The organism is Pelatocladus sp. (genome assembly GCF_059505505.1).
The window spans coordinates 22,952-36,111 of sequence record NZ_JCACKS010000243.1; the positions used below are offsets into that span (position 1 = coordinate 22,952).

A 13,160-nucleotide genomic window follows, 5' to 3' on the forward strand; every position below is an offset into this window, starting at 1 on the left:
CTGCAAATCTACGCGTTTAGTTTGCTACCTTGTGCGTTTCAAAACACTACGATTTTCCGCAAAGCAATACTAAGCATACTATTAATATTAGTTACTTTTTAAAGTTTCATCTAAATATGTTTTAATTAGTTGCTTACACCTGCCTCATCGTGTTAGGAATCGCACAGGGAGGAATTGTATTTAAAATATAGGTTTTGGGGAGAACAATGAACGCACTAACTTTACAATGGCACGACGCAGGTCAAACTAAAACTCAGAAAATTCACAAAACACAGCCAAGCAAAAATCCTGGCACTATCCGTATTGGTCGCGATCCAGTCCGGTGTGATATTATTTTGAGTCATCCTACGGTATCAGGCTTACACATAGAAATCTTTTTTAACGCCGAACAGCAACGTTTTTTGATTAAAAATTTGCGTGAACAAAATCCTCCCCTTGTAGATGGACAGAAACTGGTACAAGGTGAAATGCCTTTGAGTGAAGGCAGCATTATTTATTTAGGACAACAACAACTCAAAGTCACAGAAATTTCTGTTCCAGGAGGTAGCACCGTACCACCAACAATTTTGACACCCCCACAGCCACAAGCTACCAATCCTCCGCCAATTCCTGTAGCACAACCACAGATACATCACAATTATTACCAGCCCAAGCCCACACCACAATCACACCAACAACCACAACCGCAGCTACATCCCAATTATCATCAGCCTGCACCACAACCACAAGTAGCAGCACATCATCACCATCATCCAGTCACACCCGCCGTACAACAGCAACCACAACCACAAGGGGTTTATGGATTGCAATGTCCCAGATGTAAAAAACTTTCCTCATATAAAAACTTGTTATTAGGCTGTCAGCACTGTGGTCATTCTTTGCAAGATGCCCTCAGTGTGTTAGTACCACCTAGTCGTTAGAGACAAAACAATTAAAAATTAAAAATTAAAAATTGGGAAGAAGGACAAGGCAGACAAGGGGGATGAGGAGAATAACTAATAACAATTGACAATTGACACTTGATCATTAACTAACTAATTTAAATATTTATTTGCTTATAAACAAAAATACTTATGAATAGCGGTTCTTTAGAAATTCAATTACTTTGGCAAGATCCTGTCACAGGAGAAAGACGAGAACCAAAATTGAGGCTACCTGTTGCTTTCGGTAGAGAATTTGCCCGGATGCCTGCTGAACTCAGGGGACAACAAGTCGCCCGGATGGTATTAAATGATGACCAAGTTTCTCGCTTCCATGCCTTGATTGAATGGCAACAAAATCAACTGGTGGTGACAGATCAAGGTAGCGTCAATGGTATCTACGTCAATGGTCAACGCCAGACACAGGCTGTGATTAATAGTGGCGATATTGTACAAATAGGCCCTTACATAATTTCTGTAACTTTTGCTGCCTCAATTCCAGCGAGTCCACTTATACTAACCAGTACACCTAGTCCGCCTAGTCCTCCCCCAGCAGTCCCCAGTGGCAATTCAGTCATTGTCTTTAATCCCAATACCAACCTCCCAGATCCTACCTTAGCTCCACAAGTAGTAACACCACTGGCCAGCAATTTTCCGCCACCAATATTTCAGCAAGAAGTTGTCCCTGTTCAGGCACTTCATGCAACGGGTATGCCAGTAGATGAAACTTATTATTTAGCTGTTGGGGCAGGACTAGGTAGTTTTATTTGGGTAGATTTGCTGAGATTATCTGGTGTTACAACTGACAAAATAGTGGCGCTGGGTATAGATAAAGAACCCTATGCCCGTTACAAACTTTTGTGTATGAATTCGCAAATTCCTTTACATGAAAGATTGCGTTCCAATTCTGACTCTTGTCCTGATAATATTTGGGGTTGGCCTAGCTATGCTTTACGAGAAGCTTGGCATGACTTTGGCAAAGGTAAAATCAATGATTCTATAAAACATCTGTGGAAGGTTTTTGCTGAACCTACTTTTGCTGAAACCTATACTCCCCGTGCAGGTAATGTTTTTAATTCTATTGATCGGGAGGCAAAACGCATCGGTTGGGACAAAATTTATCAGTTTGGACGAGTTTTGGCAATTCGTAAAACCAATGATGGCAGATACTGCGTAGCCTATTCTCGCGGACGTGGGAACCATGCATTTTTTATCAGTCGTTATTTACACTTAGCGACTGGTTATCCAGCGCTGCAATTTCTTCCACATTTACAAGCTTATCGGGAAAGATATAAAGACTTTAGGTCGGTTGTGAATGCTTACGAAGATCACAAACATGTTTATGAACAGCTAGAACGCCAAGGAGGTATAGTCTTAATTCAAGGACGAGGAATTGTTTCTTCTCGAATTGTGCAACGCATCTATGAAGCGCGTAAGAAAAACCCGAATATTTCTATTTTGCATTTAATGCGATCGCCAAAACCCCAAGGTAATAAATACGGTACTTCTCAGCGTACGGTTAAGCATCATATCGAATTACAACCATTTAACTGGCCCAAAGCTTGTTGGGGTGGAGAACTACGAGAATTCCTAGAAAAAGCCAATCCAGAACAGCGTAAAGAATTAATATCTAATAAAGTCTGGGGCGGAACCACCACCGCAGATCGCTTAGACTGGCAGTTGATCACAGAGGTTGGGCTTAGAGAAGGTTGGTATAAAATTCAGTTTGCTATTGTCACCAGAGTTGAACAAGATTATCAAAACCATCTGATTGCCTATATTCAAGATAAAGACTTTGGCGAAATTCAACTCCCAGCTGTTGATTTTATTATTGATGCCACTGGTCTTGATGCCAAGGTCAAAGAAAGTCCTTTACTTCAAGATTTAGTTGAACACAACCACTTACCACTTAATCCTGTGGGACGTTTGAGTGTTGCCAACGACTTTGAATTAGTAGAAATGCGTAATGCTCAAGGTAAAATTTATGCCGCGGGAGCAATCACTTTTGGTGGTCCCTACGCAGCAGTTGACAGCTTCCTTGGCTTGCAATATTCCTGCCTATGTGCCGTTGATGGTCTAGCCACAGCCCGTGCGCCTGGTGTGCATCGTCTCAACTTCATCAGGTCTTTTGGACAATGGTTAAAGTGGGTGTTTAATCAATCGCCCTAGAGTGTTGGGGAGCGGGGATTGGGCATGGGGCATGAATCAGTTAACAGTTAATAGTTAATAGTTAATAGTTAACAGTTAACAGTTAACAGTGACCAGTTTAATTTGATAACTGATAACTGATAAGTTGTCTCCCCAATCCCCATTACCCCTTCGCCCCTAATCCCCAAAGGGGGCCCCGAGTTCCCCTCCAGGGGACCCCTACCTTCCCCAATCCATTGACCATTACCAATTTCTGAATAATTTCTGTATCTTCTTCTATGGTTTATGAATTTCTTATAAAGACAGTCAGTAGTAGAATGCTGGTGAAGTCAATTTTAAAATTTAACAATTTAATCAAGAACGGCAAGACAATAGCAATTATCTTGTGTAAAAACTGTGTAAAAAGAAGTTATTTACATAAAAATCAGATACTCTGAAATGGTGTAGAAATGTATAGAATTTTGTAAGGATATAAAATATAGTTTTTTCAAATGCAGTTATTTTTAACACCTTCTTCAATGCAGCTGTCTACTCGACCAACTAAAAGTCAACCTTTAAAGATTGTCGCACTGGGGGACAGTTTAGTATATGGATTCGGTGATCCAGAAGGAGGTGGCTGGGTTGAACGACTACGGCGACAGTGGATGTCACCTGATAGTGCTGGTCATATCATCTATAATCTGGGTGTCCGGGGCGATCGCGTCCAACAAGTAGCCCAAAGACTAGAAGTTGAATTTCGTCATCGCGGTGAACTACGCAATCAAGTTCCAGATTTAATCATTCTTTCAGTCGGTGTCAATGACTCAGCCCGCTTAGGTCGTCCGAATGGACGCAACTATACAGACTTTGAAACTTTTCAAACACAAATCACTTCATTACTAGAAATGGCCCAGCAACTGTGTCCTGTATTATTTGTAGGTATGACGCCAGTTGATGAGTCAAAAATGCCATTTCTGGACTGCTTGTATTATAATCACACAGATCAGCATCGCTACAAAGAAGCAACTCGAATTGCTTGTCTGCAAAGGGGAATTCCCTATCTTGATATCTTCCGAAAATGGGCTGAACACGGCGAAAATTGGTGGTCTAAACGCCTTAGTCATGACGGTCTTCACCCCAATAGCTTAGGCTATCAAGCTTTATTGGCAGATGTTAATCATTGGGAAGCGATCGCAACTTATCAAAATAAATCCCATTTTTCAGCCTCAAAAAAAGATAACATCTGAAAGATGACTTTTCAAACATTCTTTAAGGCTTCAGTAAGGTATTTTGTATTTTGTATTTTGTATTTTGTATTTTAGAAAGATGACTCCTACTTTATTAGGTCGCTGGCAAACTCGATTATTATTATTAGCAACTGTAGGGATATTTGTATCCATACCCTTTGCATTGGGTTTAGTTGGTTCTCCCTCTGGCATAGTTTATTTTTGGATCATTACCTATGTTGCTATATTTGGAATTATTTGGGATGTAGTATACGATCAAATCCAAAAAAGACGCTGGGATAGAGACTGGCCAGCACTTTATCAAGTATTAGCTGGTATCTGGGAATTTATATTTATACTTTGCGGAATCAAAGTTTTTGGCTTTTTACCTGTATTGATTCCAAAAGAACGATTATCTCCTTTCTGGATATTTGCACATTATAGTGTTGTTTGGCTAGCAGTTTTTATTGCTTCGCAATCCTTAATGCGAATCATATTTCCTCGGTGGCGCTTCCGTGGAGGTCAATGGCTATAAAGTGTTACAATTGAGGGAAGCGGATCAACGCATTGGCTTCCCTACAGTATTTATTTTTACTTTATAAATAACCTCTAAGTCCTACACAAAGGCTGACATTTTCACCAAACCATGCGAAATCTAATTCCGTTTCGGTGAAGTTGTAACCAATAGAAGCAGCAAAATCAACTATTTTAGTTTTGTCCCAATTCCAGATACCAAAAACACCTTTATTAGAGCATTTGTTATAGTATTGCTCGTAGAGGGCTTGATCTGAATTTAAAAGATCATAAAAAGCATTAACTTGTTCTAATGACATAAATTTTTGTTTCCAATGATAGAATTTTGTGAGTTTACTAAAAACTACACAAATTACTAGGGTAATTTCTGCCCAGATACTTTTTATCTTCAATATTTTTTCTTCGCCACAAGGATAAAATTTGAAAATAGTCACTAAATTATTATTTTTTAAAATATTATTATCTATATCTATCAAAAGTAGGAAAGTCCAAGAGGTGATGAGATGATGAGGAGAATAACTAATCACCATTGACCAATCATTCCTTGATGGTACAAGAAAGCGGATTGATCCGTGGAATAAATCGAAAATCCAAAATTCCCAAGAAAGCAGATTGATCCGTGAGGTCAATCCAAAATCCTGTTAGAGGATGACCATGGGAGCATCCCAATTTTTTCAAAATACCATAAACCAAAGGGTTTAAACCCTTTGCTAATAGCGCAAGTCGTCTTCAGACGACTTCATAAAATCAAACAGTCTGCTGAAGCAGAGTTTCACTATGAGACTGCGATTTCAATCGCAGGCGTTTTTTGAACATTTGGGATGCTCCCATGACCATTGACCATTGACCAATCACCAACAAACTACCAAGTACGATAATTATGTGCTGTTTTTTCACAAGGTTGAATTTCATCTCCAAAGACCCAACCTTTTGTACCATCAGCAAGTTGTACTTTGACAAAATCTCCCCTTGCTTGGAGAAATAAAACTTTTTCACCAAGATTGAGTTGTTTCAATGCACCAATTTCTGTTTGTGGTTCGGGACGTAAATTTGCCAATAATTTGCCACCAGAGGGAGATACAAGACGGCACATTTGTGGTTCTTGTGAGATGAAGTTTTGTTGTGAATTACCTCTACTTAAGTTAACAGTATTCAATACTATTACACCTGCGATCGCACTCATGAAAACTGCCGTACCTGCCTTAAATGGCGATCGCTGTACTTTTTTAGGTACTATTGAAATGCCACTATAATTAGGCTGAGAAGGAACAGGTTTTACAACTTCTTCAGATTTTTTGAATTGGGATACCCTTATTGTCTTGAGTACAGGTTGTGGTGATGCTAATGTGATTGCAAAACGTTTAGCATATTCTATTGGTGTGTAACCCTCACCATACTCTTTACAGGTAATATCTTTAACCCTAAAATCCTGTTTGCCCAAACGTATATGACTACCAACATCAAGAGATATTTCTCCAGCTAAAAGTAACTGTCCATCAACAATTGGAGGGTTTTGTTGACGTAAATTCCGCAAATAAAATTTCTGCTTTTCGGTATGAAAAAAGATTTCTGCGTGTAGTCCAGATATTGTCGGATCTGGTAAAACAATATCGCACTCGTGAGGATTGCGACCTATGCGAATTTTACCTATATTTTTACTGGCTTGATTTTCTATTATAGTGCGATATTTAATTTGCCCGTCTTCTATCCACTCTATTGTTAATTGATGTAGTTTGGTACCATCAATCTCCAATTTAGTCTCGGATTTAGTCTCTACTTCTGTTGTTTCTGTCTCAGTATAATTCGCTAATAATTCTCGTAGTACTTGCAACGCCTCAGTCGCACTTTGGTAGCGATCTTTAAAATGATAGCGAGTCATCTTGGTAAGGACATCAGCAAATTCTGGAGTCACAGAGGCGAATTCTTGCCAAAGTATTTCTCCTGTATCCGGATCATCTTGGAGTGTGTGCGGATGTACTCCTGTTAATGTTTGAATACCCATCATTCCCAAAGCATAAATGTCACTACTGGGACGAGGTACACGCCGGATTTGTTCAGATGGCATATAACCACGAGTACCAACGATCATTGTCATGTTTTGCTTTGGTGATCCAATCATTGTTTGGTTTCGCAATTGTTTAATTGCCCCAAAGTCAATTAAAACTAATTGATGATCGCAAGCACGTCTAATAAGATTATCTGGTTTGATGTCGCGATGAATTACTCCTTGACCATGAACAAATTCTAAAATACTCAATACTTCGATGAGCATTTTAATAGTTTGTTTCTGTGTCCATTTTTGTCCGACAAAAAATTCTTTACTCAGAGTATGACCATCAATAAACTCTTGGACTAGGTAAAATTGTTGGTCTTGTTCAAAGTATGCTAAAAGCCTTGGTATTTGGTCATGATTACCTAACTGTTGCAGGGTTTCGGCTTCTTTGAGAAATAGCCTTCTGGCAATTTCTAAAGATTCTGAGTCCGTACTAGTAGTTTTAAGATGTTTGAGGACACATTTAGGTTTTCCAGGGAGGTGTATGTCTTCAACAATATAAGTTTGACCAAAGCCTCCCTCACCTAATACTTTAAGGACTTGATAATGTCCTGCGAGTAACTGACCAATCATATTGTAAAGAGGATGAAAAATTTAATCTAAACTTACTTAACTATTTAATTGCTTAAGTTATTTTATCCCCCTATTTTTTTAAATTTTTGTCACATAAATATTGAAAAATGCCAAGATAGATACAAGTTTATTGTCTTCAATTTTGCATTTTCCAGACCTTTTTGACTCATACTTAGACATAAATAAAAAGCCTGGTAAATTAATGAATAACAAATCCATAGACTTTATGTTGCCAGTTTGGCAACTATGAGAAAAACGCTTTTTTATTTAGATTTAATATTTGTTTCCTGCAATTGTAGTGGATTTTGAGATACTTTTCTTTTCTCATTTCTGCTGTTTTTGCTACTGAAATTGAGTATGGAAAGTTTTACTTTAAAGACAGCAAAAAAATCAATTACTAGTGTTAAAATTACTAGCGTTTAGCGCAGGCTACGCCAACAAAAATCAAATAGAATCCTATATTTGGTGCAATTAGCGATCGCCTAAAATTAGGTTATCAAGATAACACAGGTTAGTATCAGACACCCTCTATCAAGTAGTAGAGATAATTAACGTGACAATGGCTACATTTCAGCAGCGCTGGTCAGTATAATATTACAAAAAAGCAGTGTCCCTCTGAACTTCGGACACTGCCAAGCATAAAAAAACTATAATTATTGAAGATTGGGTATTGTCCCCCGTGTCCCTGTTCCCTAATCCCCGATCCCCGTTCCCTAAAAATTAAAGATCAAACTGATAGATCTGATTACGCCACTTCAGCTTAAACTGCAAGCGTGTCCAGTTAGGCGGAAGATTTGGACAAGCGATCGGACCAAATTCAGTCATCCGCACGCCAGCAAAACCAAAGATGACTGCTTGCCATACTCCTCCTGCACTAGCTGCGTGAACTCCTTCATGGGCGTTACGCCGCACGTCTGCTAAGTCTACCATTGCTGCTCGTGTAAAGTGAGTGTAGGCTTCTGCACTTTGATTGAGGTCGCAAGCCAAAATAGCATGAATCGCTGGACCAAGAGAAGAACCGTAAGTATGATCGGTGCGAGGGCTGTAGTAGTCCCAGTTAGTTTGTAATGTTTGTTGATCAAAGCGATCGCGCAGCAGATACATAAGCATTAACACATCTGGCTGTTTGAGAATCTGCTTTTGGCTAGTCGCTTCTACCCCTAACAATCCTTGCATAGATTTGGTACGTGGTTCGTAGTCAGCAAAGTTGACATACTCTAAGTTATAGAAGCCTTCAAATTGTTCGATCAAGCCAGTTTCCAAATCTTGGTGAATGTAGATATGTTTGGCGATTTTCGCCCAAAGTAGCCTTTGTTCTGGATGCAAGTCAAGTTTTTCTGCCAGTTGTGTTGCGGTGTCGGGATAAGATTTTACTAGCCAATCCCACAGTTTTAAGGCTGTTTGCAAATGCCACTGTACTAATAAATTAGTGAAAGCATTATTATCGATGCGATCGTGATTTTCATCTGGGCCTATGACATCACGAAGATCGTAACTGTGGCGTTTTTGATTCCACTCTACTCTGCTTTCCCAGAAAACTGCTGTATCTAAAATCATTTCTGCGCCATAGTCGCGCATCCATTGATCATCACCTGTAGTTTGCCAGTATTTCCACGCACCGTAAGCGACATCGGTATTGATATGTACTTCAATTTCACCGCACCAAATCCGGACTTGTTCACCATTGAGAGTTGGAACCCAACGTGGGGTGACTTCATCGCCTGTGCTAGCACTTTCCCAAGCATAAAAAGCCCCCCTGTGTCCCATTTCTTGAGCTTTGCGTCGCGCTCCGCGTAAGGTATGGTAGCGATAGTTGAGCAAGTTCCGTGCCAAGTCTGGTTGGGTGTAAATCAGCAAGGGGAGAATAAATACTTCTGTATCCCAAAAGATATGTCCGCTATAAGCAAAGCCAGAAAGGGTTTTAGGAGGAATACTAACTCTGTCGTCATGACGAGGTGCGACGGCGAGTAACTGAAACAGATTGTAACGAACACTCAACTGAGCTAGGCGATCGCCTTCAATGATCACATCACTATCTTGCCACACTTGATCCCAAGCAGTAATGTGAGCTGCTAGCAAAGTTGAATAGCTGGGTGCAGCAACTAGTCGAATCATTGCAGCTTCCACCGGAGTTGCTATTTGCCGTGAGGTGTAGACGGTGATAATTTTTTCGAGGGTGACGGTTTTATCTGGTGCAACTGTTAATTTAGCTACAAGTGTGGGGTTATGCTGATCAAGCTGATGCACACTCACCGTAGCAGTTTCTTCACTTTCTACCACAAGCTTTGCTGCCATCCCTAGTTCAATAGCGGAATGTAAAGTCTGACTGTGCAACCAGATTATATTATCTAGACCGCCTTGTTTCAAGGTTTGCCAGTGTTTGACACCTTGGGTGTGGGGTTCTGGGTGGAATCCAACTTCTACCTCAACTTCACCTTCAAAGTCTACAGATGTAATCTGACATCTGATTGCTAAAAAGTGTTGACTTGCTAGACTTGCAAATCTTTCAAAATGAAATTCTAAAGTGTGTCCCTTCGGACTGCGCCAGCGTACATCCCTACTTACTATACCCAAACGTAAATCAAGACGACGTTCGTAGCTGAGAATTTCACCACAGTCCATGCGGAATCTTTCTCCAGCCACTTTAATAGTTAAGGGTAGCCAGTTAGGACAGTTTACTAACTCTGTGGAGGTGATCGCCACGTCATCATACACGCCATGAATCAAGGTTGCTGGACAATCTTGGGGATACCCTTCCTCAAATGTACCCCGTGTTCCTAAATATCCATTGCTGAGGGTGAAGACTGTTTCTTGATGATGTAGTTGAGTCGTGTTAAACTCTGTCTCAACAATATTCCAATCGCTAGATTCAATTAGTTGCTGATTTAGTTGGGAATTTTCAATGGTCAAGTCTAGCATGACAAATAAAGCCTATATTTAGAGTTTTGCGTTGCTTGGAATGCAATAAAATTGTGACAATATTGGGGGTTAAACTATTTTGGGTTTGAGATTACTCTCCCTTGAAGTCGCTATTGCGTCTATAGATTTTGGATTGACTTCAACCTAAAATCCAAAGTTGGCACGCTCAAATCAGTTCTTCAGTTTTCCCCAAAGTCTAGACTATTCTAAAAACTAGACTGAGGAAAATGACGTGCAACTGAAAAATCGCGTTCCCCTTTTCATCTCCCCATAGAGAGATTTTCGTACTTTTTCAATCCAAAAAAATCTAAAAAGAGAAAAATAATAATAATTTATACATTCAGCAAATAAGTACAAGTAAGTATATATTTATTAATCAAATTCTGTAACTACTTTTTCGGACTCAAATCAGGCAACATCTTTGTTTATCTATTGATATCTCTTTTAGACATAGCAATATTTATCTATTAAGTTGATATTTAACCAATTAAATTATTTACTCACTACAAAGTAAAGTTTTTAATTTTCCTGATTTGCTCGCAGTCTGGTATGCTACTAACTTGATTGTAATTGCTGTGTGGCGATCGCTGGCACTGGTTGTGTTAATGCTTCTGTTACTGCTGACAAACTTCTGACATCGGTGAGCATCCACGCATGAGTCATTACTGGTACAATCACCTCTCGGCCTACTGGCATTTGTGAACTATTGCTTGGGATAATCATCAAATCATAGGGTGTCCAAATTGAGGTAAAATTGATCTGTGAAAGCATGTCAACGTCCTGATTCAAATCTTGTAACAAAGCACTATCGGGACGCATCTGCACACAACCTAGACCTGGATTACAGTAGGCAACCCAAGTGCCATTATGTGGTGAAGAAATAGTAACGAACCTCTGTACTCTATTAATTCCCCCTAGTCGTTGGACATAATAACGACTCACAATTCCACCCATACTAAAGCCTACTAAGTCTATTGGTTGCTCTGGCGCAAAGGTAGCATCAACAAAGTCAGCAATTTGCTGTGCTAAATGGTCAAGACTACCATGACCACTATTAGGAAGCAAATCTAAGTCATATACATTCCAACCCCTTTGTCTGAGGTAAGAAATCATTTTGTCAAACACTCGACCTGTGTCAAAAATGCCATGCACTAAGACTACGGGGTTTCGTCTGTAAGTTAATTTGTCCATTTGCAAAATCAGGGTTGCACAGAATCTAGAAAAAATCTAACTGAGCATGATTACTATCCCTATCCTAGCTATGACACTCCTTTGACTGGTTTAGTACAGAAGTTGGATAATTAATTTTTTGGAATTTCCTACGAGCAAGTTGAATTTAAGACCTCATATTCACGTATAATGAAAGTGTATGTTAACTTTTATGAAACTTGCTTTCAAAATATTGCTCTCATATCCACAAAAATTCAATAATTGAACTTGAGTATCAACTATTCCAAACACTTGAGATAAAAGTTTATAGGGTTCGCTAGAGTACCGTTCCTTGTCTTTGAGCATTTGTTTTTACAAATGAAAAAGCTTCCTGTGCTTAGTTTTTTCGCTTTAAGAAGATCTTAATCAAATTATTGATTACAAAGGATGAGGTAAAGCTAGCAACAACTCTAAGAAATGTAATACTTTTCTCTAATTTTTAATAAAAGTACTCAAATTTCAGGTATAAAAGACAGGAGTAATTGTAATGTTCGGTTTTATCAAAAATTTAATTAGTGGAATTATGAAATTCATCACTGGGCTTTTTCCTGGCAAGAAAAAAGGTAATGGTTATTATCTGGAATTGAAGGAAGAAGCTGAAAATACACCACCAATCGCAGCGGCCAAAGCTGCTGCTGACAAAGTAGCTACTGCTGCTAAGAGTGCAGTCGATAAAGTCGCTGAGATGACCCAGAGTGAAGCAGATAAGGCCGTTGCTGAGACTAATAATGGTGCAACAAAATCACCAGTACCAGTTGCAGCTGCTCCAGAAACATCTAATGGAGCATCTAACGGAGCAAAAGAAGTTAAGAAGCCTTCTCGTAAAACCTCAGTTAAATCAGCCAAAAAAGCTAAAACAGAAGCTAAACCTGAGCCTGCGAAGGTTGAGCTAGTACAAACTGCTGAGGGCGTGACAGTCGAGCCAAAAGAAGACAAGGCACCCGCACTTAAAGCACAGCCAACAGAAACAACCTTCGCACCTAAGTACTTGATACCTACTAATACAAATGGTCGTCGTCGTCCTGGAGCGAATATGAATTCCTTCCTAGAGATGGCGCGTCAGGTAAAAACCCCTCCTAGCAAATCAAAATAGCAAATTAAAATAAGTAGGTTGTCATCATTGATACTCCTCATGCCCTACGGTGTGGGGATTTTTGGCTTATCAATACTTCTTGATTTTTGCAGATCTTTCGACCAACAGAAGTAGCACAAGCGTCTTCCGAAGCTTTATCAATATAGCAAAATCTTTGGCTCTCAGTTAAGTAGGTGGGCGTTAAAAATTGTCGCTATGACAAGGTAGAAGGCAAAGGCCAGAAGGGAAAAGGTTTTTAGGCAACTTTACTTTTCGTTACATACTACTCTCCAAGAAGCCGCTCCGCGTCTACGGTTTTTTTGCGCCTCTGTGCTTAAGCCCAAAATTCTTTGTAGAGTAGAGATCGTTAATTTACGGCCTTTACAGATCAATTTTTTGTATCAAAAATCCTTAACACCAAGCGTATTGAGTTATCAGTCTCCGTGTACTTTGCGTACTTTGCAGGCGATCAAAAAAAGCACCCTCCGAAGTGGAGGGCGCTTTTTCATCTATTTATTCGACTATCT

9 protein-coding genes are annotated in these 13,160 nt (G+C 39.5%); 5 read left to right on the forward strand and 4 right to left on the reverse strand.

The features are described from left to right. Window positions 1-206 precede the first annotated feature (206 nt). The 4 genes from AC5JMK_RS24655 (at window position 207) to AC5JMK_RS24670 (ending at window position 4,808) form a co-directional block, all read left to right on the forward strand. On the forward strand, window positions 207-920 hold the full coding sequence (locus AC5JMK_RS24655; RefSeq protein WP_096673456.1) for an FHA domain-containing protein: 714 nt from the start codon (window positions 207-209) through the stop codon (window positions 918-920). A gap of 153 nt (window positions 921-1,073) precedes the next feature. Next, entirely contained in the window at window positions 1,074-3,089 is a 2,016-nt protein-coding gene (locus tag AC5JMK_RS24660; RefSeq protein WP_096673454.1) for an FHA domain-containing protein, read from the forward strand. 497 nt (window positions 3,090-3,586) lie between these two features. Then, the gene (locus tag AC5JMK_RS24665) at window positions 3,587-4,294 is read left to right on the forward strand and encodes a GDSL-type esterase/lipase family protein (protein WP_495911229.1); all 708 of its coding nucleotides are present in this window, start codon (window positions 3,587-3,589) and stop codon (window positions 4,292-4,294) included. Window positions 4,295-4,373: 79 nt separating this feature from the next. Beyond that, the gene (locus tag AC5JMK_RS24670) at window positions 4,374-4,808 is read left to right on the forward strand and encodes a hypothetical protein (protein WP_096673450.1); all 435 of its coding nucleotides are present in this window, start codon (window positions 4,374-4,376) and stop codon (window positions 4,806-4,808) included. 61 nt (window positions 4,809-4,869) lie between these two features. On the opposite strand, the gene AC5JMK_RS24675 is transcribed toward AC5JMK_RS24670, so the two are convergent. The 4 genes from AC5JMK_RS24675 to AC5JMK_RS24690 all read right to left on the reverse strand — a co-directional run bounded on the left by AC5JMK_RS24675 (window position 4,870) and on the right by AC5JMK_RS24690 (window position 11,543). Then, a complete protein-coding gene (locus AC5JMK_RS24675; protein WP_096678688.1) occupies window positions 4,870-5,106 on the reverse strand; it encodes a Nif11-like leader peptide family natural product precursor in 237 nt (78 codons plus the stop codon). A gap of 563 nt (window positions 5,107-5,669) precedes the next feature. Continuing rightward, the gene (locus AC5JMK_RS24680) at window positions 5,670-7,433 is read right to left on the reverse strand and encodes a protein kinase domain-containing protein (protein WP_096673448.1); all 1,764 of its coding nucleotides are present in this window, start codon (window positions 7,431-7,433) and stop codon (window positions 5,670-5,672) included. A gap of 720 nt (window positions 7,434-8,153) precedes the next feature. Next, window positions 8,154-10,352: a glycoside hydrolase family 65 protein gene (locus AC5JMK_RS24685; protein WP_495911230.1), complete on the reverse strand. Its 2,199-nt coding sequence runs from the start codon at window positions 10,350-10,352 to the stop codon at window positions 8,154-8,156. Between the two features lie 555 nt (window positions 10,353-10,907). Further along, a complete protein-coding gene (locus AC5JMK_RS24690; protein WP_096673444.1) occupies window positions 10,908-11,543 on the reverse strand; it encodes an esterase/lipase family protein in 636 nt (211 codons plus the stop codon). 505 nt (window positions 11,544-12,048) lie between these two features. On the opposite strand from AC5JMK_RS24690, the gene AC5JMK_RS24695 reads away from it, so the two are divergent. Next, complete coding sequence (locus AC5JMK_RS24695) at window positions 12,049-12,654, forward strand: hypothetical protein (protein WP_096673443.1); 606 nt, start codon at window positions 12,049-12,051, stop codon at window positions 12,652-12,654. Window positions 12,655-13,160 lie beyond the last annotated feature (506 nt).